This is a genomic window from Kovacikia sp. CALU 1929, from assembly GCF_056784235.1.
On sequence record NZ_JBXBCF010000078.1, the window covers coordinates 23968 to 46777 of the forward strand.

A 22810-nucleotide genomic window follows, 5' to 3' on the forward strand; every position below is an offset into this window, starting at 1 on the left:
CCTCCGAGGTTTTCAAAACCTCACACCTTACATCTCCAAATCAATGTCCCATTCCAACGCCCGCCAATACGCCCCTGCTACCCAGCGTAACCGAGAGCCAATTCTAGAGGTGCTTTTACAAGTCCTGCCGCCGTCTGGCACCGTATTAGAAATCTCCAGCGGTACCGGAGAACATGCCGTCTTTTTTGCACCCCGACTTCATCCCCGGAAGTGGCTACCATCCGATCCCAATCCGGTTGCACGAGCCAGTATTGAAGCGTGGCGTAACCATTCCCCGGTAGAGAACTTGCTTCATCCGATCGCTCTGGATGTGTGCGATCGCGTCTGGCTGGTTGAACAAACTCCACTACCAGAGTCGTTAGCTGGACTGGATCTAAAGCGGCAACCGATCAGGGCGATCGCCAACATCAACATGATTCACATTGCTCCCTGGGCTGCTTGTTTGGGCTTAATGGCAGGTGCAGGACGAATTTTGCCCGCTGGCGGCATTCTTTACCTGTATGGACCTTATAAGCAAAACGGTTGCCACACAGCCCCCAGTAATGAAGCATTCGATGAGAGCCTGCAAATGCAGCATCCTGACTGGGGCGTGCGTGACCTGGAGGCAGTGGTTGCGGCTGCTCAGGCTCAAAATTTGACTCCCATCAGGACGATCGCCATGCCAGCCAATAACCTATCAGTCGTTTTCCAGAGGCGATAACGATAGCGGTAGCCATTCACGCCAGGGGAAATTAGAAAACACAAACCTTACCTCTTCGTCCCTCACACCTCACACCAACTAACGAAGTTGCATCAAGGCGATCGCTCCATTAGAATGCAACTTTCAAGTAGAGATACTCCAGAGATAGTGTCCATAAGTCCGTTGAAATCCGAGTCCCCAGTTCAGGGCAATTCTGAACTAAATCAGATTCGTGCCCAAGATAAAGCTGCCCACGACTGGTACCGCTTTGTCCTCTCCTTTCCGCCCCATCTGGTTCAGGACTATTTGCATAGGTTTGCCATTGATCGGCGAGATCAGGTGCTTGACCCCTTCTGTGGGACTGGCACAACGGTTGTGGAGTGTAAAAAACAGGGGATTGCCAGCGTTGGGGTTGAGGCAAATCCAATGGCATGGTTTGCCGGTTCTGTAAAACTGGACTGGACTCCTGATCCCGATGGGCTGATGGAAACTGCGATGCAGATTGGGGCAGTGGCGACGGCAGAAATTCAGCGATCGCCGGAACCGCTCCGCACCCTGCCAGCGGAAAGCCAGAAGCTGATCCTGGCAAACTCGATCAGTCCGCTGCCTCTGCACAAAACCTTAGTGCTTCTGGAACAAATCAGACAGGCTCCTGATCAGAGGTATACGCAACATTTAGAACTGGCACTTGCCAAAGCCCTGGTAACATCCATCAGCAATCTGCGGTTTGGTCCGGAGGTGGGGATTGGGAAGGCAAAAACCGATGCCCCGGCGATCGAGCTGTGGCTGCAAGAAGTGGCTGCAATGGTTCAGGATTTGAATCAGTTAAAAAGTTTGGGCACTGCCCCTGCAACCATACACCGGGCAGACTCTCGCCAGATTCTTCAGGTTTTGGAATCCCCTTCCATCCATGCGGTGATTACCTCGCCTCCCTATCCCAACGAAAAAGATTACACCCGCACGACTCGATTGGAATCCGTGTTACTAGGTTTCATCAAAAATAGGGCAGAATTGCGGAGCTTTAAAGAAGGGCTGATTCGTTCCAATACTCGCAATGTGTTCAAGGTGGATGCCGACGATCGCTGGGTATCCAGGCATTTAGACATTCAAAGAATTGCTCAAGAAATTGAAGAACGCCGTTTGGCTCTAGGCAAAACGAGTGGGTTTGAGAAGTTATACCATCGAGCCGTCAAACTCTATTTTGGTGGGATGGCAAAACATCTGGCAGACTTACGCCATCGCCTATGTGCTGGCGCTCAACTGGCTTACGTTGTGGGCGATCAAAACTCCTACCTGCGAGTCATGATTCGGACGGGGGAGCTTCTGGCAGAGATTGCTGAAGGACTGGGTTATGAGGTGATTGGGATTGACCTATTTCGTACCCGTGCCGCCACCGTAACCAAAGAGCAAGTGCGGGAAGAAGTGGTGCTGTTACGCTGGTCTGGCAAGATGCCAACCTATCCCTATCCCTTCAGCGATCAGTCCTTTTGAGCACTCCTTGGTACACCTTCTAGATCCCCATTTTTTTGGAAAAGTTGGGGATTTTGTCCATAAATCCAGACATCCAGGACAGACCTATCTCAACAAGGTAGTTCTAGATCTGTTGTTTGCGTTCCGTAGGGGCAATGCAATGCAATGCCCCTACCAGACACCGACCGCACCTTTGAAACATCACCCTATCTCAACAAGAACCTCCATCTGATCGTTAGCTGAACCGGGGGAGGGGGATAGCTTCTAGCTGATTTTGCCTTTATGGTTTGATCTGGTAAACTCAGCTTAAACGAGAATGATTATGATTCTCGAAATTATGGGTAATGGAAATTGCTCATGCTCTTGAGCAGCGCTTCCCCCCAAAAAAAGAAGGCATCTGTTAATTGAAACAGTGCTGACTGAGGTTTTTTTAGCTTGCGTGTTCAGTGTGTATTTGGTGTGAGTAAAACGGAATTATGAAGAAGTATTTTTTTAACTGGTTGGTACTTAGCCCTGCGGTTTTCAGCCCTGTTGTTTTGGGATTGGCAGCAACGGATGCGACAGCTCAGCAACTGCCAGCCATCGCTCAACTCGCTCTGGCAAATGTTACCGATCCCTTAATGGCGGTACCTCAAGGAGACACCCGTGGAATGAGTGGTCGAGTCATGTCGATATCGCAGTTGGAGTCTGCGCCGATAGGCGATCGCTCCAAAAATGTCATGGGGCAGGTTAAGTCTGTTTCTCAGTTGACAGATGTGCGTCCAACGGATTGGGCATTTCAGGCGTTGCAATCCCTGGTGGAACGTTACGGCTGTATTGTTGGCTATCCCGATCGCACCTACCGGGGTAATCAGGCAATGACCCGTTATGAGTTTGCCGCAGGCATGAATGCCTGCATGGACAGGATCAACGAGCTAATTGCCGCCGGTACGGCTGATCTGGTGAAAAAGGAAGACCTTGCTATTTTGCAACGCCTTCAAGAAGAGTTTGCGGCGGAACTGGCAGTCCTGCGGGGTCGAGTTGATGCCCTGGAAGCCCGCACCGCCACCCTGGAGCGCCAGCAGTTTTCCACAACTACCAAGCTGAACGGCGAGGTGATCTTTGCCCTGGCGGGGATTGCCACCGGACAGAATGCCGTTGGAGACAGGATTGATCGGGTTCCAGTCCTGGGCGATCGCGTGCGCCTCAACTTTGACACCAGCTTCACTGGCAGAGATTTGCTGAGAACCCGACTTCAGGCAGGCAATTTGGACTTATTTGGTCCCGTCACCCTGACCCCGGAAGGCTCCCTCCGGATCAATGCCGACAGTGGTAATCAAGTTGGCATTGATACCCTGCTGTACCAGTTCCCGGTTGGCGAGAACACCACCGTTACTCTCGAAGCCAATGCCGGGGCAACGGATGACTTTATTCCCACCATCAATCCTTTCTTTGATGGCGATGGCGGTTTTGGGGCATTGTCGCATTTTGCGACTCGCAACCCAATTTACTATCTCATGGGTGGTTCCGGCATTGGCATCAGCCATACCTTTGGCAACGTCTTTGAACTGGGGGTTGGCTACCTGGCGGATAATGGCACCGGAGCCGCCAACCTGCCCTTTGCCAAGAATGGTCTGTTCAACGGTCCCTACGGGGCGATCGCCCAACTGACCATCACCCCATCTGAGCGGCTTCAGTTCGGGTTGACCTATATCCACTCCTACAAAACCGACTTTTCCGTTGCTGGCGAAACCGGCAGTAACCAGGCAAACTTTGTCAATTTCACGGGAGGCTTGCCCTTTTCTAGCAATGCCTATGGGGTAGGCGCATCTTTCCAGATCACCCCTGGAATTGTGCTGAATGGTTCCGCGGGCTATACCAAAGCGCGATCGCTGGCAAGCGGACTCAGAGGAGATGCCAATATCTGGAACTGGATGGTCGGTCTTGCCTTTCCTGACCTGGGTAAAAAGGGTAGTGTGGGGGGTGTTCTGGTAGGGATGGAACCTAGAGTCACCAATGTGCGTGGCAACCTCAATGCAGCCCTGCCCGAAGACCTGGACACATCCCTGCATGTGGAGGCCTTTTATCAATTCCAGCTTACAGACAACATCGCCATTACTCCCGGTCTGATCTGGCTCACCGCGCCCGAACATAACAGCAACAACAACGATATTTTGATGGGAGTGGTCCGGACGACGTTTACATTTTAGTTTTTAGGTGAGGGGAGTTATATAGTTGTTAGTTGTTAGAAGTTGGTCATTGGTCAGTTGGTTTTTACAAATGACAAAGGACAGATGACATAGGACAAACAACTTCATTCCCCAACTTTCAACTCTCAACTCTCAACTTCCCCTCTACCCCATTCCCCTAATGATGAATCTCCAGATTAATCACGTAATGCCCTAAAGCAACCTTTTCAGACCAGAGTTCATATTCAATCCGGAAAAAGTCGGGCAGGGGATTGCCTTCCAAAACCAGGTTGCGGGTATAGTTGCGCAGGGAAAGCTGATGGTTTTCTTTGGAAGTGTCGCTATGCAGCCAGTAGCGGCTCAGCCCGTATACTCCCCGCTCCAGTAGATGCCGATAGCTAAACTGTCCGTTTCCCTGCATGGTCAAGATGACCCGGTAAGGAGAAAACTCCAGCCATAGCAGTCTGGGGGTTTCACCGTAGGGCATAGCAGGGATTTCCTGTCCATCCTGATCGAACTCGCGATCGCGAATCACTGGCTCAGTTAACAGTAAATGAAACCGGTCATAGTCCTTCTGGTAGAGTGTTGCAACGGTTTCAACTTCCGTACAGATGGGGAAGTCGGTTGAGATAAACGACAGGCAAACCGGTCTGCGATGATGAGTCAGCATGAGAAACCTTGATCCTTCATCCTTCATCCTTCATCCTTGAAACTTCATTGTGTGCTGTCTCGACTAAGGATAGGATTACTCTGGTGTGTCCATGTCAGTTTATCTGATCCCCTCGATCCCCATGCCCGTGTCAAATGTAATCTTTCTAAACATTTCTGAAGGTCAGCATGACTTAACGATTACCCAACCAGCGTCTGGGCTTTCTTTGCAGGGGCGGATCCGGGTACCAGGAGATAAATCAATTTCCCATCGGGCGTTGATGTTGGGGGCACTGGCGGAGGGCACGACTACCATTGAAGGGCTACTGCTGGGCGAAGACCCCCGCAGTACTGCCCAATGCTTTCGGGCACTAGGCGCAGAGATTTCTGAACTGAACACCCACCAGGTAACCGTCCGAGGGATTGGGTTGGGGCAACTGTTAGAACCTCTGGATGTTCTGGATGCAGGCAACTCTGGGACAACATTGCGGTTGATGCTGGGAATTCTGGCATCCCATGCGGGCAGGTTTTTCACGATGACAGGAGACAGTTCTTTGCGATCGCGCCCCATGTCACGGGTCGTCAACCCCCTGCGGCAAATGGGGGCACAGATCTGGGGACGCAAAGAGGGTTCCCTGGCACCGCTGGCAATTCAGGGACAGACCTTACAGCCCATCCACTACCACTCCCCCATAGCCTCTGCCCAGGTAAAATCCTGCATCCTGCTGGCTGGGTTGATGACCGATGGGCAAACTACTGTCACCGAACCCGCCCTTTCCCGTGACCACAGTGAACGGATGCTGAGGGCTTTTGGCGCAGACTTAACCGTAGACCCGGAGACCTGTAGCGTCACGGTAACGGGTCCCTCCAGGTTGCAAGGTCAGCCAGTGGTGGTTCCCGGAGATATTAGCTCGGCAGCATTCTGGTTAGTTGCCGGGGCAATTGTGCCTGGTTCCGATCTAACCGTAGAAAATGTGGGAGTCAACCCCACCCGTACCGGTGTACTGGAAGCCCTGGAACAGATGGGGGCAGATATTACCCAGGAAAATGCGCAGGAAGTAGCGGGAGAACCCGTTGCCGATTTACGAGTCCGCTATCGAGGTGGGGAGGGTCGCCTGCCGCTGAAAGCCTGTCGCATTGCGGGAGATCTAATTCCCCGGTTAATTGATGAAATTCCGGTTCTGGCAGTAGCCGCTGCCTTTGCCGAGGGCACCACCGTCATTCAGGATGCGGCGGAACTGCGGGTGAAGGAAAGCGATCGCATCACGGTCATGGCAGATCAACTGAACCGGATGGGAGCCAGCATCACTGAACTACCCGATGGGATGGAAATTACTGGCGGTCATCCCCTAAGCGGTACAGAGGTCGATAGCTATACTGATCACCGAATTGCCATGAGTCTGGCGATCGCTGCCCTCACTGCCAGCGGCACCACCACCATTCAACGGGCAGAAGCCGCTGCCATCTCCTACCCAGACTTTGTCCCCACCCTGGAACAGGTTTGCACTCTCGGATAAAATTCTGTCAAAATAGATACCAAACTTCTTGATGAATACGGAAGCTGCGGGTCGAAACGCCTGCATTTGCTATATATAGATAATTTTCCAAACAAAAACCTGGTTAGATTTTGTGTTCGAATGTCCTTACTAGGGGAATGAACCACAAGTTTTATAGCGATCACCTGTATGGGTGAGACATTTTGGAGATGCTGCTTGCAACGTTGAAACACGCAAACGTTCAACCAATCACAGAATGTCTAAGTGATGGGATGAGTGCTGCTGAGTACTTGCTACAGAGCACACTTTCCGGCGATCGTGCCGGTTATGGTGCGATGCGGCCAGGTTATATCAATCAATCTTTGCTATGAGTTTAGATGCGCCGGTAATACCGTCAGGTGACCATCCCCCTCATTCCAACAACCCGGATTGGGTGCCCTTTCTGTTGGAGCTGACCGAGCGGCTGACTGTCAATAGCCTCCACGACCTGGGCAAATTTGCTCTCCAACATCTGGTTCAGGCAACCGGAGCCAGCTTTGGAGACATCAAGCTAATTCAAAGGACGGAAGATACTTGTTACGCGACCCTAATCCTGAATGAAATTTCTGCCCAGTTCATTGCAACCTATGGAGAACCTCTGGTTGCCGAACTGCAAACGGTGGCAGAACAAGCCATTCCCTACGGGCAGGGAATTCTGTGGCGGGTTGTGGAAACCGGCGAACCTGTCTTTGTTGAACAGTATGCTAACCATCCCAATGCCGTAGACCGATTTCGTGCGCTCAATCTTGGGAACCTGGGCATCTTTCCGATTCGGACGGTTGATCAAACCGTGGTGGGCGTGTTGACCCTGGAATGCCGCAACCTGGAGCAGCCTAGGGGTTTTCCCCATCAGGACATCGTCATGGCAGCCTGTCGGGTCATGGGAACGGTGATCGATCGCCAACAGCGTGAAGCCGACCATCAGAAAGCCCAGGAGTTTTTGCGTCAGAGTGAAATCCGCTTCCGTCGTATAGCAGATGCCAACATCATTGGCATTATTTTCAGTGAAAACAATGGACGCATTCTGGATGCCAACGATGCGTTTTTAAACATTGTGGGGTATGCCCGTGAAGACCTGAGATCGGGGCAATTGCGCTGGGATACTATCACTCCACCGGAGCAGCTTTATCTGGATGAATTGGCGACTCAGCAGTTAAGAACGACCGGGGTGGCATCCCCCTGGGAAAAGCAATACATCCGTAAAGATGGCAGTCGAGTCTCGGTGCTGATTGGTTGCGCTCTGTTGGAAGAACCAGGAGAGCGGATCATTGGGTTTGTGCTTGACACAACTCCCCAAAAACAGCTAGAAGCCATTCTGCAACAAACCAATGAAAAACTGGAAATCCTGATTAAACAGCGAACGTCCGAACTGCGGGGGGCGATCGACCAATTAGAAAAGGAGTCCAGTCGCCGTCGCCAAACTGCCGTTGCCCTGCAAGAAACCGAAAGCCGTTATCAGTCAGTTGTACTGGCACTACAGGAAGGGGTTGTGCTGCAAGATGCTAGCGGTATTATTCAAGCCTGTAATCCAAGCGCGGAAAGGATTCTCGGTCGTCCAAGCAGAGAAATTTTGGGGGCTAATTCCCTTGCCCCAGACCCATCCACCATTCGTGAAGACGGTGGACCTTTCCCGCGCCAGATGCATCCCGCTACGGTAAGCCTGCACACGGGGCTGCCCTGCACAGGGGTGGCAATGGGTATCTATCAGCCCCAGGGCAATTTGGTCTGGGTCAGAATGAATTCCCAACCCCTGTTGCGGAGAGGTGAGACGAAACCCTATGCCGTGGTGACATCCTTTTCGGACATTACTGAACGCAAACACACTCAAAAGCAGCTTCAGAATGCCCTCCAACAACTCAACTTTCATGTTGAGAACTCACCCCTGGGAGTGATTGAGTGGGATGCCGATACCCGTGTGACGCGCTGGTCACGGGAGGCAGAAAACATCTTTGGCTGGACGGCAGAAGAAGTCCTGGGTAAGCCGATTAACCAGGAGTTTACCTTTGTTCATGGGGATGACCAGAAGATCGTCAACCAGGTAGTCAGCGAATTGTTTACCACCTCTGTACAGCGGCTGGTTTCCTTTAACCGCAACTATCGAAAAGATGGTTCGGTTGTTTACTGTGAATGGTACAACTCGGTCTTGCAAGACGAAGCCGGAAATGTGGTATCAATCCTGACTCTGGTACTGGATGTAACGGAACGTAAGCTAGCAGAGGAGGAACTGGAGCGGCAGGGGTTGCGATCGCGCCTGTTTGCCGATATTACGCTCAAAATTCGCCATTCCTTCGATCTAGAGCAAATCCTGCAAACCACTGTCACTGAGGTGCGAGAATTACTGGGGGCAGACCGGGTTCTAATTTACCATCTGCGACCCGACGACACGGGGGTTGTTTTGAATGAGTCTGCCACCTCCGGTTTGACCAGTTTAGTCGGAGAAACCTTTCTGCCGGAAGTGTTTCCTAGTGAGCATCATGCCCTTTTTCTCCAGGGCAGAATTCGCAGCATCGATGATATTGAAACCGCCAATCTCACGCCCTGTCACACCGAATTTCTGCGCCAGTTGAAGGTGAGAGCAAAGCTGGTGGTGCCGCTGGTTCAGGGCAACAAACTTTGGGGGTTAATTATTGCCCATCAGTGCCATAAAATCCGGCACTGGACTGAGTTTGAAGTTGACTTACTGCAACAACTGGCACACCAGGTCAGCATTGCCCTGTCCCAGGCTTATCTGTGGCAGGCCCTCCGCGACAGCGAAGAGCGGTTCAGGCAGTTGACTGAAAATATCAAACAAGTTTTCTGGATGCGTGACCCACAGAAAAATCAGATTGTCTATGTCAGCCCTGCCTATGAGCAAATCTGGGGCTGTACCTGTGACAGCCTTTATCAACAGGGTCAGTCCTGGATGTCAGTTATTCACCCTGAGGATCGAGATCGGGTGATTGCGGCTTCGGTTAACACGATGGATACTACCGACCAGGAGTACCGTATTCTGCGGCAAAACGGGGACGTTCGCTGGATTCGCGATCGCGCCTTTCCGATCAAAAATGACCTGGGCGAGGTTCATCTCGTTGCCGGAATTGCCGAAGATATCACCCGACGTAAGCAACAGCAGGAACGTCTACGATTGTTAGAGTCTGTCGTAGTCAATGCTAATGATGCCGTCCTGATTACCGAAGCCGAACCGCTCAACCCGCCCGGTCCCCAAATTGTTTATGTGAACGAGGCATTTAGCCGCCTGACGGGCTACACCTTAGAAGAGGTGCTGGGTAAAACTCCCCGAATTCTGCAAGGGGCAAGCACAAACCGGGCAACCCTGAATAAGATTCGAGCTGCCCTGGAAACCTGGCAACCCATTGTGGTTGAACTGATTAACTACCGTAAAGATGGCTCAGAATTTTGGGTTGAACTGAGCATCACCCCCGTTGCCGATCAGAACGGATGGTACACTCACTGGGTCGCTATCCAGCGGAATATCAGCCATCGCAAACAGCTTGAAGAGGAATTGCTCAAAACCCTGGAAAAAGAGAGGGAATTGAGCGAACTCAAAACTCGCTTCGTTGCCATGACCTCCCATGAATTTCGTACCCCCCTCAGCACGATTCTGTCGTCGGCAGAGTTGTTGGAGTACTACGGGCATCAATGGACTGAAACAGAACGGTTGGATCAACTCCACCTGATTCAAAATACCGTTCAGCACATGACCCAATTGTTGGAGGACATATTGTTAATCGGTCAAGCCGAGGCAGATCGATTAGAGTTCAACCCCAACCTGCTGGATTTGACCCGGTTTTGTCACGATCTAACATCACAGATTCAAGTCAGTGTGGGTAAAAAGCACAAAATTGACTTTTTCAGTCATTGCCCCCAGGCGATCGCTCAAGTAGATGAGAAACTGCTACGTCAGATTTTGACCAATCTGCTCTCCAATGCTGTGAAATATTCCCCCGCTGGCAGCACCATCCAGTTTGAACTTGCTTGCGAGGCAGAAACAGTGATTTTCCAGGTCAAAGACCAGGGTATTGGCATCCCCGTTGAAGAACGGCACCGCTTGTTTGAAGCATTCCACCGGGCAAAAAACGTGGGCACCATTGCAGGCACCGGGTTAGGTTTGGCAATTGTCAAACATTGCATTGATGCTCACAATGGCAACATTCGCTTTACCAGTGAATTGGGTTCTGGAACAACCTTTGTAGTCACTGTTCCGGTGGAGAGTTAGTAGATCGAAAATAGATTCATAGCGTTTCCTTTCTGGGTGAGGTACATCTCATCTGTTTGACTCAAGGATTCTACGGCTATCCATGTACCTCACTGGATTCAAAAACGCTATATCCACTGAATGAGTGTATTGTTAACAACTCGATCGCCCTTACCTGTCACTTTTTGGTCACATTTTCTAACGATGGTGGAACCAGGGATAGACTGACTGCGAGGAGGATGGAAATATGCGAATTAGTGTGGGTCCCCCCATTCTGACGATTAACCACGGCAGTACCTTCATGGTTACGGACCTGGATGGGCAGATCAACCCCGATGGGCACCTGGGCATCTTCTCCGACGACACGCGCTTTTTGAGCTATTATGCCTGCTACATTGATGGTCATCCCTGGCAGCGGTTAACATCCTCCACAACCACCTATTACGCGGCACGGGTCTATCTCACCAATCCCAATTTCACCTCAAGAGACGGGGTGATTAAGGAAGGAACGATCTCCCTGATCATGAGCCGTGTTGTGGAGCACGGCATCCATGAGGATCTTGATGTGATTAACTACGGGTTGAAGCCGGTTCGGTTCAATTTGGAAATTGCGCTGCGATCGGACTTTGCCGATATTTTTGAAGTTCACTCACGCAATTTTGTACGGCGGGGGCGGATTGAAACTCGGTGGGATGAAGCAACCCAGAAGCTATCCACCCGGTTTTGTAATGAAGATTTTTACCGAGGTCTAACCTATTGCCTGAACAATTGCTCTTCCCAACCCCACTATGCCAATGGCCGCATTATATTTGACATTGAACTAGAACCGGGACAGGTGTGGCATACCTGCGGTAGTTACATTCTGGCTGACAACGAGCATATCCGTAATCAATTAAATTTTTGTTATGACTCTGCGGTGGATGCCAGCACCATTAATACAGATATTGAACGACTACACTGCCAGTGGTTAGATAGCGCAACCGATATCGATTCTTCTAATGAAGATGTGAAGCGAATTCATCGCCAATCGGTGGAAGATGTGGGTTCACTGCGGCTATTTGACTACGACATGGGAGCGGATATCTGGATTCCGGCAGCAGGGGTGCCAAAGTTTGTCACCCTATTTGGACGGGACAGTTTAATTGTCAGTCTGCAAAGTATGATTGTTCATCCGGGGCTGGCTCACGGTGCCCTGAAAAAGTTGGCTCAATGGCAGGCAACGGAAGTTGATGATTGGCGGGATGCCCAACCGGGGAAAATTCTGCACGAAATGCGACGGGGCGAATTAGCTTATTTCAAGAAAATTCCCCATACACCCTATTACGGCACTGCCGATGCCACCCCATTGTTTCTGATTACGCTCCATGAAACCTGGAAGTGGCTGGGTGAAGATTCCCTGTTGCGGGAATACCGGGATACGATTCTGGGTTGCCTGGAGTGGATCGATCGCTACGGTGATCTGGATGGAGATGGTTTTCAGGAGTACAAAACTCGCTCTGATCAAGGGATTGAAAACCAGGGTTGGAAAGATTCTGGGGATGCGATCGTCTATCCCGATGGCAGTCAGGTGAAGGCACCGAAAGGCTTGTGTGAACTTCAAGGCTACGTGTTTGATGCCTGGATGCGCATGGCAGAGGTGTTTGAGTTTTTGGGAGAGGGCGATCGCGCTGCCGCCCTGCACCAAAAAGCAGCCAAACTCCAGAAGCAGTTTGAGCAACACTTCTGGTGTGATGACATTGGCTTCTATGCCTTTGCCCTCGATCCAGAAAAGCACCCGGTTAAAAGCATTTCATCTAGTGTGGGGCACTGCCTTTGGAGCGGGCTGATCAGCCACGAACGGGCAGCTACCGTGGTCGATCGCTTCCTGCAACCCGATATGTGGAGCGGTTGGGGCATTCGTACCCTGTCTACCCACAACCCTGCCTACAATCCTTTTTCCTACCATCTCGGCTCTATCTGGCCCCATGACAATAGCCTCATTGCCCTTGGCTTCAAGCGCTACGGTTTTAGCGAAGCGGTGAGTCAGGTAGCGTATGGGATTTTTGATGCGGCAAAGTATTTTGCGGCGTATCGGATTCCAGAATTATATGCAGGGATTGAGCGCAAACCAGGCACTTTTCCGGTGCCTTACAGCGAGGCAAACGTTCCCCAGGCATGGGCTGCCGCTTCGATTTTCCAATTGCTTCAGGCAATCCTGGGATTACAGGCAAATGCTCCCCAGGGTTGCCTTTATGTTGATCCGAATTTGCCCGATTGGCTACCCGATATTACCCTACGAAATGTCGAGATCGGTGATGCCAAGGTAGACCTGAAATTCTGGCGAGATGGCGACCAGACCCACTGGGATGCCTCCGTTATGTCCGGTAAAATCAATGTTCAACAACAGGCATGGCAACCCTGGATGCCACAAAAAAGGGTGGCGATCGGGTAAAAGGTGTCAGGGGTCCTCTTGTTCCTCCATCTCTCGACTTCGGCGTTGCTGATTCTGGGTATGAATTAAAGGTTGTATGAATTGAAGACTTTCAATTCATACTTGCTATTTAGCAACACCCTCTACCCCCTCTGGCTGCTGCATCGATCTGTCATTTTCCTGTCACATTTGTAATTGAAGCTAAGGATCAGGTCAACCTGCCTGAGTTAGCCCAAAAGCGAGTACCGGCACACAACACCAACCATTTGAGTTGAAGGTATGAAACTGACGAGCATTTTTACAACGGGTTTAATGATTGGGGCGATGGGCTTGACTGCCTGCGATCGCCCCCAACCCCAGGCAACTAAGCCGGAAACGACTGAACAACCGACTGCCAGTTCACCCCAGGCAACCTCTGCTCAAACCGTTGCTCAAACGGCTACCTGTAATCTGGTGGAGAGCGGTTTTGGTCCTCAGGGGCAAGTGAATGTGCGGGTTGAAGAGGTGGCAACTGGGCTGGAAGTGCCCTGGGGAATTGCCTTTCTGCCGAATGGGAATATGCTGGTGACAGAACGACCGGGGCGGGTTCGGTTGGTGCAGAATGGCAACCTGCGGACCCAACCCGTTGCTACGATTCAAGTCACCGACAGTGGAGAGGGCGGCTTATTGGGGATTGCCGCCCATCCTGAGATTGCCAGCAATCGCCTATTTTATGTGTACTACACAGCGGATGCCAACGGTTCGCCGGTGAATCGAGTCGAACGCTGGCAGTTGTCCCAGGATGGTTTGAGTGCGACTCGCGATCGCGTTATTCTCGACAACATTCCTGTTGCTCTCTATCACAATGGTGGGCGCATTCGGTTTGGTCCCGATGGCATGCTCTACATCGGCACGGGCGATGCCAGAGATCCAGATATTTCCCAGGATCGGAACAGTCTGGCAGGAAAGATTTTGCGGGTCACACCCGATGGCGAAGTGCCGGGGGATAATCCCTTTGCCAACAACCCGGTTTACATTACCGGGATTCGCAACACGCAGGGATTTGACTGGTTTAATGAATCCACCCTCTGGGTGACGGATCATGGTCCCAGTGGCGAGTTGGGTAGAAGCGGACACGACAAGGTCAGTGTTGCCCGATCTGGAGATAATTTGGGCTGGCCCCAAATCTATCGATGTGAATCGGCGCAGGGGTTAGTGACTCCCTCCATCGTCTGGCGGCAGGCTGCTCCTCCCGGTGGTGCGGCGGTCTACACGGGCAATGCCATTCCCGAATGGAAGGGCAGCTTAATCGTGCCAACTCTCCGCTCAGAGCATCTGCAACGGATTGTGTTTGATCCCCAATCGCCCCAGCAGGTGCAGCGCCATGAGGTGTATTTGCAAGGGAGCCAGGGACGGCTGAGAGATGCCATTATGGGTCCCGACGGGGAACTGTACATCTCGACCAGCAACTGCGATGGGCGGGGAAGTTGCCCCGCTGCCCAGGACAAAATTCTGCGCGTTACCCGGTGAGGATTCGGATGCGATTGAAAACTGCTCTACCAATTATCAGCCTGGGTTTCTTGAGTAGCACTCTGGGCGTTCTGTTCTTAAGTAAGGGGGTGGGATCCAATGCAGTGGAATTAAATACGGGCGTTGGGTTGAGGCACGAAACCCAATCTACGCAGGCATTATCTTCAAGTAGTCCCCCCTATTTCCCATCGGCTCTCCAGATGGCAGTTCACCCGCTTCCTATCGGGGAAACACCCCAGCGTTTAGCTCAGGTGCCCTATGTTTCCACTCCCGAAGACGTGGTCATGGAGATGATGCAATTGGCAGAGGTCGGGCGAGAGGATGTGGTTTATGACCTCGGCAGTGGGGACGGGCGGGTGGTGATTACGGCTGCTCAAAAATTTGGTGCCCGTGGGGTAGGGGTAGAGATTAATCCTAGGTTAGTGGAAGAAAGCCGAAAAAATGCTGAGGTTGCCGGGGTGGGCGATCGCACCCAGTTTATCCGTCAGGACTTGTTCAAAACCGATCTGAGCAATGCCACCGTAGTGACGCTCTATCTACTTCCCAGCATCAATCGAATGCTGCGACCCAAGCTGTTAAAGGAGTTAAAACCGGGTACCCGGATTGTGTCCCATAACTATGACCTGGGGCGGGAGTGGAAACCCGATCGCGTCGTTCGCTTAAAGCGTCCGCCCCGTGACCATACGATTTACCTTTGGGTGGTTCCAGCAGAAAGGGGGGAGGTTTGAGTTGAGAGGTTTGAGTTGAGAGGTTTGAGTTAGAGAGTTTTTTTTCATTCTTAACACTTAGCATTCTTAACTTTCAACTACTGCCATTCCGAATTTCTATTTTTGTTCCAAACAATTTTTATTGAGTCTTGAGATTAAGCTTATGAACCGTTTTCTTAGACAACCGATTCAGTTTTTGATTCTGACCATTGGGCTGGTGATGCTGCTCATCTCCTGTCAGCAGGAACCTCAGGCACAGCAGCCTTCACCTCCGGTTGCTCAACCGGATTCTGAATTGAGTGCTAATCCAGCACAACTGCCGCCTCTGCCCTATGAGTATGGGGCACTGACAAAGGCGATCGATGCGGAAACAATGAAACTGCACCATGACAATCACCATGCCGCTTATGTGGAAAACCTGAACAATGCCCTGAAGCAACAGTCAGACTTGCGCAGTCGCAGCATAGAAGCGATGCTGCGGGACCTGAACAGTGTTCCGGAGGAGATTCGCACGACCGTTCGCAACAATGGCGGTGGGCACCTGAACCACACTCTATTCTGGCGGCTGATGAGTCCCGATGGCGGCGGGCAACCCACGGGTGAAATTGCCCAGGCAATTAATCAATCGTTTGGTAGTTTTGACAGCTTTAAAAAACAGTTTAACGAAGCGGGGGGCGACCAGTTTGGTAGCGGCTGGGTATGGTTGGTACGCAATTCCCAGGGGCAACTCCAGATTGTCTCAACCCCAAATCAGGACAATCCGATCATGGATGGCAACTACCCAATTATGGGGAATGATGTCTGGGAACATGCTTACTACCTGCGTTATCAAAACCGGCGGGCAGAATACCTGAGCAACTGGTGGAACGTGGTCAATTGGACAGAGGTGAACCGCCGATTCCAGCTAGCATCACAACAGGGGAGCTAAAAGAAGCCCTATGAGACGGTTGTTGATGCAAAGCCCAATCGCGATCGCCCTGATGTGGATTGGCGTATTCCTGACGATTACCCTCTTACCGCTACTGGTGCTGTTACTGCATCCGGTACCACAGGGGCGAGATTTCTGGATTGAATTTTCAGTCGCATTGGGTTTTATTGGGCTGGCGATGATGGCTGTTCAGTTTGTCATCACTGCCCGCGTCAACCGGATTGAAGCTTCCTACGGAATTGATATTCTGCTCCAGTTTCACCGCTATACTTCGCTGGCTGCATTTTTCATGGTGCTGGCTCACCCCATCATCCTGTTCATTGCAGAGCCAGAAAACCTGCAACTGTTGAATTTTCCGCAAGCCCCCTGGAGAGCCAGGATGGCAGTGCTGGGAACCCTGGCATTTCTGACGATGGTGGTGACAACCATCTGGCGCAAACCCCTGAGAATCCCCTATGAACCCTGGCGGGCATCCCATACAATCCTGGCTGTCCTGGCAGTGGGATTGGGCTTTGGTCATGCGATCGGGGTCAGTAATTACCTGAGCCTGTTCTGGAAAGTGGTGCTGTGGGCGGCGATCGTGCTGGTGGCGCTCTGGCTGATCATCTATGTGCGCCTGGTCAAGCCCTGGATGATGACCAAACATCCCTATGTGGTCGAAGAAGTCATCCCCCAACGGGGAGATGTGTGGACTCTGGCACTGCGCCCAATCTGGCACGAAGGGTTTCGGTTTCAACCCGGTCAGTTTGCCTGGTTAACGCTGAACATCACCCCCTTCAGTATGCGGGAACACCCCTTCTCAATGTCTTCCAGTGGCGACCATCCAGAACGGATCGAATTTGGCATTAAAGCCCTGGGTGACTTCACCCGCACCATTAAAGATATTGAACCGGGAACCCGTGCCTATCTGGATGGACCCTATGGCGTGTTTACTACCGATCGCTACTGGGACACGGCTGGATTTGTGTTAATTGCCGGAGGCATTGGCATCAGCCCGATTTACAGCATTTTGGTGACTGCCGCCGAACGAAAGGACGATCGCCCCTTCCTGCTGATTGGTGCCAGCCAGTCCTGGGACGACATCACCTTCCGGGAAGAGATCGAAGCCCTCAAACAGCAAATAGATTTAACGGTCATTCATGTTCTGCGCAAAGCCGATGAGGACTGGATCGGTGAAACTGGCTATGTGGACAAGGACCTTTTAGCACGTTATATTCCCCTGCACCGCGGCAGTCGCCAGTACTTCATCTGCGCCGCCCCCAAAATGATGGATCAGGTAGAGCGTGCCCTGTTTGATCTGGAAGTGCCCGTGACCAACGTTCATATGGAGCATTTCAACCTGGCTTAAGGGGGAAATGGGTTGTTAGTCATTGGTCATTCGTCATTGGTCGCTGGTCACTCGTCATTGGTCATTTTCAACTCTCAACTCTCAACTCTCAACTCTTACTCACCCCCTCACCTCTATATGCGCTACAACATCATGCTTCAACTGGTTACAATCCTCACCTTCTCATTGGTGGTTGCGGCTGCCCTCTTTGCCTGGATCCAGAGCCGTCCTATACCGGAAGCACAAAGCCGCCAACTAGGAATCGAGAAGTTGTAGAATGGACGCTTTTAACGCTCCTCTCTGTGAAATGCGGTACAGGATGGCTCTCGCTATTTCCTAATTCTTGTCATTTAGTCAAAGTCATCCAATCAATCGATAACGCACCAGCTTTCTCACCTTTTCCACTGGCATTCCCAGTTCTTCCATGATCGCCTGCTCCACCTGGCGCACATCCGTTACCGGAAACTCGTACTCCAGTTGCTTCAATTTAGAATCGCTTGCCTGCACATCAACTCTCGTAACTCCTTTGATGCGGTCAATTTCAGCCTGAATTATCAGCACAGTAATCGCCAGGTTCACTTCTAACTGGGTATCTGCCTGAAGTTTATCCTTGGTCCGGTACGGACGGCTCAAAACTTGATCAGTCATAAAATTGCCACCTAGCCAGAAGAGAAGTGCCAGTAGCGGCAGTGGTAGCCAGAATTCCCAGCCTAAGACATGGAGTGCCTGGAACCGTAGGGGAGGAGAGGTTTTGACTGGAAATTTCGGATTGTGAAATGATTTAAGCACTATCTAACAGGGGACAATGTAGCGTTTACGGATCTGAGACAAGATTTAGAGATCTAAAGCAGTGGCAGGTATCAGGTGCCAGGGGGGAAAGAACAGTGGGAGGAGGTTGCGTTGTCGCCTCCGTCCTAAGCCTGATGGCTACCACTATACCTTCTTACTCACAGAATCTTAGTCAGTCAAACGGGTGCTGAAATCTCACTCCCGGAAGACGTTCCCTTAAACTGAGTTCTTTATCCTTGTGATTGAGAACACTGAATTTTGCTGATTATTCAAAAAGCTACCCATTCTGTCCGGTGATAGGGTGGGGTTGGTTTGAATGAGCAAGTTTGGCAGTTTGTTTGGTGGGGCGTTGTAGGTGTGAATTATGCGGATTCTTCTGGTAGAAGACGATACAGAGCAATTGGAACCGCTTCATACCGTGTTATCCGATGCGGGACATATTGTCGATGGGGTCAAAAATGGGGAGGTCGCTCAATGGATTCTGGCTCAGCGAGAGTATGACCTGTTGATTCTAGACTGGCTACTGCCAGAAGTCAGCGGAATTAATCTATGCCGCCAATATCGACAGATGGGGAAAATGGCCCCTGTTCTAATGCTGACGGCTAAAGATACCACGTCTGACAAAATTACAGGACTGGATGCAGGAGCGGATGATTACCTGGTTAAACCAGCGGATGTGTTTGAACTGCTGGCACGGATCCGGGCTTTAGGGCGGCGATCGCCACTCTGGCAAGGAGATACCCTGGAATTGGTTGACTTGAGACTGCATCTCCCAACTCTTACGGTTGAGCGTAATCAGGTTGAAATCCAGCTTTCAACCCGGGAATTTCAGTTGCTAGAATACCTTATGCGCCATCCTCAGCAAGTACTGACCCGCGATCAAATTGAGCAGGCATTGTGGGAGTGGGGCAGCGAACCAGAGAGTAACGCTATGACTACCCTGGTTCGTCGTTTAAGACAACGGCTACAGCCCTTGGGGGCATCTGCCTGGATCGAAACTGTCTATGGGATGGGGTATCGCATCAATCCAGATGTTCAATCATAGCCGCCGCAATTTGGCTCGTTGGTTTACCCTGTCAATGGGCAGCATTCTGGTTGTGTTCGCCAGTGGACTGTACTACCAGGAAGTGAATCAACAATTGGAATCCATCGATCGCCTGCTATACAAAAAAGCCAGGGTGATGGCAGCCAGCGTGGTGTATCCCTTGGGCAGGGAACAAAAAACGGTTGACCTGAGCAATGTCCCGTTGTTGGGAATTAACCCACCTCCCCCTCAAAGCGAGGTGATCTATGCCCGCTGGTATTCCGCCGAAGGACAACTTCAACAATTTTCAGGTCCGCCACCGCCGGAACAATTAGGTGAAACCTCTAAATTCGGAACGATCAAACTCATTTCTAATCAGGAGAATTCACCCCTCCTTTGGCTTCGTCAAGTGACGGTTCCCGTTGAACACAAGGGGAAGCTGATTGGCTACCTTCAAATTGCAATCCCCCTAACGCCTGTACGCGAGTCCCTACGCGATTTTCTGCTGGTGCTGGTAGTCATGGTGCCCGTGACCCTGGGTGTAATTGGTCTGGTGGGCTGGGTTCTGGGTGGTCTGGCAATGTCCCCCATTCGGCAGGCTTACGACCAACTCCAGCGGTTCACCTCCGATGCATCCCATGAGCTACGAGCGCCACTGGCGGCTGTGTTAAGTAACGCTCAGGTGGGGCTGATTGCTCCCATCGAAAAGGGAGCAACCAAACATGCCCGTCTAGAAAAAATTGCAGAGTTGACCAAGTCCATGAATACCCTGGTCAATAATTTGTTATTTCTGGCAAGACGGGACGGCAGAATTCCGTCTGAGATTTTGCAGTCAGTTGATCTGAGGCATTTGTTGAAGGATCTGATCAAGTCTCAACCGATGCAAACAGCGGCTCACCATGTGACGCTGGAACTGGATGTTCCTAATGATCCAGTGATGGTGCAGGCAGACTCCGATCTGCTGGGTCAGGCATTCAATAACTTACTTGGAAATGCCTGCAAATATACGCCTAAAGGAGGATGCATTCAGTTAAGGTTATTTTCTCAGGTGCAACAAGCGGTGATTCAAGTAGAAGATAACGGCATCGGGATTCCAGACCAAGATCTACCTCACATTTTTGAGCGGTTTTATCGAGTGGATAAACCCCGCGATCGCGAAACGGGAGGGTTTGGGCTGGGGCTGGCGATCGCCCATCAAATCGTGGAGGCGCATGGAGGGCGCATTAGCGTTGCCAGTGAAATGGGTAAAGGTTCGCTATTTCAAATTGAGCTGCCACTGGAATCAAAATAAGTTTCGATTCCTATATCCTATATATAGATGTATAGCAGTTCTAAATCAGTTGTGAAAAGAGGAGGCTTGGAAAAATGGAATTCCAAAAAAATCTTTTTATAATTCAAATAGAATCACTAGAGATATGCGAATTGTTTTGGAACCAAAGCCTTTATAAAACGTTTATTAATATGTTGGATATACATCTTTGCCAGCAAGGAATTGACTCTGACAAAGGGTTGTTAAAAAAACAACCTGTCATTTTTTAGTCACATTTGCAGGCGACTATCTAAAGGTAAAGATGCTTTGAACTCACGATCAACAGGGGTCGCCCCTACCAGTTATGCTTTACAGATTGCTTGTTTTGAAACTACATCTGTAGTAGTGCTTGAAGACTGCCCCCGTTGAATCCTAGCTAATAAATCTCACCCACTTATACCAGTTCAATATGAGTTTGCACTTAACAAAGGGCTTAAGCCCCTCGTCTACCAGGCTTTCTTCTGTGCAGCTTCAAAGAGGATTGATATTAGAAACCTGTAGTTTTTCCTGGGAAAATCTCCGGTTCTTAGAGGTTGTTTGAAAAGTTGTTGGCTGTGATGTTGAGCACTCAGAGATCCCCCCTAGCCCCCTTAGGAGGGAAACCGCATTAAAGTCCCCCTTTTCAAGGGGGATTTAGGGGGATCTATACGATTTGCGACCACCAGTCGAACCTTTAAAGCCCCTCTTAACGGGATGAGGTTTAAGCCTGAACCAACCACTGTTTGATAGGAATTTACATTGTGAATCGAGTTGAGCAATCAAACCTGCTGGAAAAATCAGTAACCATTAATCCTTCCACTCCAAAACCATCGATTACTCTGCTCAACGCGATCGCTATTATTGTCGGGATTGTGATTGGTGCCGGGATTTTTGAAACGCCTTCCCTCGTTGCTGCCAATATGAGCAGTTGGGGAGCCGTTTTACAGGTCTGGATATTGGGCGGAGTGGTGTCACTAGTTGGGGCATTGTGCTACGTAGAACTGGCAACCACGTACCCCCACGTCGGTGGTAACTACTATTACTTGAAGCGGGCTTTTGGTCAGCCGATCGCCACTCTCTTTGCCTGGGCACGGATGACAGTCATTCAAACAGGGTCGATTGCCCTACTGTCATTTGTCTTTGGTGACTACGCTTCCCAATTGTTTCCACTGGGTCCCTATTCACCTTCGCTTTATGCTGCCCTGGCGATTGCTCTGCTCACTGCCGTCAATATTGTTGGGTTGCGGCAGGGAACCCTGGCTCAAAACTGGTTGGCAGCGGCTCAGGTTTTGGGGTTACTACTGGTGATCCTGATCGGGTTTACGATTGCCCCTGCTCCTGTCGCCGCTCCCCCTGCCGCAGGTTCCGTCTCTAGCTCCTGGGGGTTAGCAATGGTGTTTGTCTTGCTATCCTACGGTGGTTGGAATGAAGCCGCTTACATCTCTGCTGAAATCAAGCACCCAAATCGCAATATTGTGCGATCGCTGCTCTGGAGTCTGGGCATCATCACGGCTCTTTATGTGCTGATTAATTGGGCATACCTGAGAGTGCTGGGACTGGAAGGGATGGCGCAGTCACAAGCCATTGCAGCCGACCTGCTTCGCCAAACCGTGGGAGAAATGGGCGCTGTAATGATCAGCTTGATTGTAGTGGTGTCTACCCTGGGCAGTATTAACGCCACCATTTTTACCGGCGCTCGCACAAACTATGCCTTGGGGCAGGACGTTCCCCGGTTTCGGTTTCTAGGACGCTGGGAACCCCGCCCCAGCAGCCCTAAAGCCGGATTTATGGTCCAAGCCGCGATCGCCCTGGCTCTGGTCATCCTGGGTACCATCACCCGCAATGGGTTTGAAACTATGGTAGATTACACGGCTCCCATCTTCTGGTTTTTCTTCCTCGTTAGCACCCTGTCCCTCCTGGTGCTGCGATTTCGAGAGCCGCACCGCTTACGTCCGTTTCGAGTGCCGCTCTATCCCGTGTTGCCGATTCTGTTTTGTATCGTCTGTGGCTACTTGCTCTACTCCAGTCTGGTTTACACCGGCATTGGTGCGTTAGTTGGTGTCGCAGTCGTTGCCCTGGGAATTCCGTTTGTGCAATGGAACCGTCAGCGATCGTCTCGCTCTTAAATTTCGC

16 protein-coding genes are annotated in these 22810 nt (G+C 51.1%); 14 read left to right on the top strand and 2 right to left on the bottom strand.

Going from position 1 to position 22810, the window contains the following annotated elements; all coding sequences use genetic code 11:
* Positions 1–43 precede the first annotated feature (43 nt).
* The 3 genes from AC1S52_RS20365 (at position 44) to AC1S52_RS20375 (ending at position 4338) form a co-directional block, all read left to right on the top strand.
* Entirely contained in the window at positions 44–700 is a 657-nt protein-coding gene (locus AC1S52_RS20365) for a DUF938 domain-containing protein (RefSeq protein ID WP_482030881.1), read from the top strand.
* 162 nt (positions 701–862) lie between these two features.
* A complete protein-coding gene (locus AC1S52_RS20370) occupies positions 863–2170 on the top strand; it encodes a DNA methyltransferase (protein WP_482030882.1) in 1308 nt (435 codons plus the stop codon).
* A 455-nt stretch (positions 2171–2625) separates the two neighbouring features.
* Positions 2626–4338, top strand: coding sequence for an iron uptake porin (locus tag AC1S52_RS20375; RefSeq protein WP_482030883.1), 1713 nt, complete (start codon positions 2626–2628; stop codon positions 4336–4338).
* 157 nt (positions 4339–4495) lie between these two features.
* Here AC1S52_RS20375 and AC1S52_RS20380 read toward each other — a convergent pair whose 3' ends face one another.
* Entirely contained in the window at positions 4496–4987 is a 492-nt protein-coding gene (locus tag AC1S52_RS20380) for a hypothetical protein (protein ID WP_482030884.1), read from the bottom strand.
* Positions 4988–5108: 121 nt separating this feature from the next.
* Here AC1S52_RS20380 and aroA point away from each other — a divergent pair, with 121 nt between their 5' ends.
* The 8 genes from aroA (at position 5109) to AC1S52_RS20420 (ending at position 17852) form a co-directional block, all read left to right on the top strand.
* A complete protein-coding gene (aroA, locus tag AC1S52_RS20385; protein WP_482030885.1) occupies positions 5109–6482 on the top strand; it encodes a 3-phosphoshikimate 1-carboxyvinyltransferase in 1374 nt (457 codons plus the stop codon).
* Between the two features lie 346 nt (positions 6483–6828).
* Positions 6829–10716 carry a PAS domain S-box protein gene (locus tag AC1S52_RS20390; RefSeq protein ID WP_482030886.1) on the top strand — a complete coding sequence of 1296 codons (3888 nt, stop codon included), beginning with the start codon at positions 6829–6831 and terminating at the stop codon, positions 10714–10716.
* Between the two features lie 226 nt (positions 10717–10942).
* A complete protein-coding gene (locus AC1S52_RS20395; protein ID WP_482030887.1) occupies positions 10943–13126 on the top strand; it encodes an amylo-alpha-1,6-glucosidase in 2184 nt (727 codons plus the stop codon).
* Positions 13127–13384: 258 nt separating this feature from the next.
* Positions 13385–14614, top strand: coding sequence for a PQQ-dependent sugar dehydrogenase (locus AC1S52_RS20400; RefSeq protein WP_482030888.1), 1230 nt, complete (start codon positions 13385–13387; stop codon positions 14612–14614).
* Positions 14615–14622: 8 nt separating this feature from the next.
* Positions 14623–15342, top strand: a complete 720-nt coding sequence (locus AC1S52_RS20405; RefSeq protein ID WP_482030889.1) for a class I SAM-dependent methyltransferase — start codon at positions 14623–14625, stop codon at positions 15340–15342.
* A 142-nt stretch (positions 15343–15484) separates the two neighbouring features.
* Positions 15485–16249 carry a superoxide dismutase gene (locus tag AC1S52_RS20410; RefSeq protein WP_482030890.1) on the top strand — a complete coding sequence of 255 codons (765 nt, stop codon included), beginning with the start codon at positions 15485–15487 and terminating at the stop codon, positions 16247–16249.
* A 25-nt stretch (positions 16250–16274) separates the two neighbouring features.
* A complete protein-coding gene (locus tag AC1S52_RS20415) occupies positions 16275–17597 on the top strand; it encodes a ferredoxin reductase family protein (protein ID WP_482030891.1) in 1323 nt (440 codons plus the stop codon).
* A 117-nt stretch (positions 17598–17714) separates the two neighbouring features.
* Positions 17715–17852, top strand: coding sequence for a hypothetical protein (locus tag AC1S52_RS20420; RefSeq protein WP_482030892.1), 138 nt, complete (start codon positions 17715–17717; stop codon positions 17850–17852).
* Positions 17853–17936: 84 nt separating this feature from the next.
* Here AC1S52_RS20420 and AC1S52_RS20425 read toward each other — a convergent pair whose 3' ends face one another.
* Positions 17937–18365, bottom strand: coding sequence for a hypothetical protein (locus AC1S52_RS20425; RefSeq protein WP_482030893.1), 429 nt, complete (start codon positions 18363–18365; stop codon positions 17937–17939).
* A gap of 364 nt (positions 18366–18729) precedes the next feature.
* On the opposite strand from AC1S52_RS20425, the gene rppA reads away from it, so the two are divergent.
* The 3 genes from rppA (at position 18730) to AC1S52_RS20440 (ending at position 22803) form a co-directional block, all read left to right on the top strand.
* On the top strand, positions 18730–19410 hold the full coding sequence (gene rppA, locus AC1S52_RS20430) for a two-component system response regulator RppA (RefSeq protein ID WP_482030894.1): 681 nt from the start codon (positions 18730–18732) through the stop codon (positions 19408–19410).
* Positions 19370–20680, top strand: a complete 1311-nt coding sequence (locus AC1S52_RS20435) for a sensor histidine kinase (RefSeq protein WP_482030895.1) — start codon at positions 19370–19372, stop codon at positions 20678–20680. The genes rppA and AC1S52_RS20435 overlap by 41 nt, the downstream gene beginning before the upstream one ends.
* A gap of 758 nt (positions 20681–21438) precedes the next feature.
* On the top strand, positions 21439–22803 hold the full coding sequence (locus AC1S52_RS20440; protein WP_482030896.1) for an APC family permease: 1365 nt from the start codon (positions 21439–21441) through the stop codon (positions 22801–22803).
* The last annotated feature ends 7 nt before the right edge of the window (positions 22804–22810 follow it).

Excerpts from the sequence above, each read along its gene's own strand:
- rppA (WP_482030894.1), top strand. The coding sequence starts at position 18,730 with ATGCGGATTCTTCTGGTAGAAGACGATACAGAGCAATTGGAACCGCTT.
- AC1S52_RS20395 (WP_482030887.1), top strand. The coding sequence starts at position 10,943 with ATGCGAATTAGTGTGGGTCCCCCCATTCTGACGATTAACCACGGCAGT.
- AC1S52_RS20390 (WP_482030886.1), top strand. The coding sequence starts at position 6,829 with ATGAGTTTAGATGCGCCGGTAATACCGTCAGGTGACCATCCCCCTCAT.
- AC1S52_RS20365 (WP_482030881.1), top strand. The coding sequence starts at position 44 with ATGTCCCATTCCAACGCCCGCCAATACGCCCCTGCTACCCAGCGTAAC.
- AC1S52_RS20415 (WP_482030891.1), top strand. The coding sequence starts at position 16,275 with ATGCAAAGCCCAATCGCGATCGCCCTGATGTGGATTGGCGTATTCCTG.
- AC1S52_RS20375 (WP_482030883.1), top strand. The coding sequence starts at position 2,626 with ATGAAGAAGTATTTTTTTAACTGGTTGGTACTTAGCCCTGCGGTTTTC.
- AC1S52_RS20435 (WP_482030895.1), top strand. The coding sequence starts at position 19,370 with ATGGGATGGGGTATCGCATCAATCCAGATGTTCAATCATAGCCGCCGC.
- AC1S52_RS20410 (WP_482030890.1), top strand. The coding sequence starts at position 15,485 with ATGAACCGTTTTCTTAGACAACCGATTCAGTTTTTGATTCTGACCATT.
- AC1S52_RS20400 (WP_482030888.1), top strand. The coding sequence starts at position 13,385 with ATGAAACTGACGAGCATTTTTACAACGGGTTTAATGATTGGGGCGATG.
- AC1S52_RS20420 (WP_482030892.1), top strand. The coding sequence starts at position 17,715 with ATGCGCTACAACATCATGCTTCAACTGGTTACAATCCTCACCTTCTCA.
- AC1S52_RS20405 (WP_482030889.1), top strand. The coding sequence starts at position 14,623 with ATGCGATTGAAAACTGCTCTACCAATTATCAGCCTGGGTTTCTTGAGT.
- AC1S52_RS20380 (WP_482030884.1), bottom strand. The coding sequence starts at position 4,987 with ATGCTGACTCATCATCGCAGACCGGTTTGCCTGTCGTTTATCTCAACC.
- aroA (WP_482030885.1), top strand. The coding sequence starts at position 5,109 with ATGCCCGTGTCAAATGTAATCTTTCTAAACATTTCTGAAGGTCAGCAT.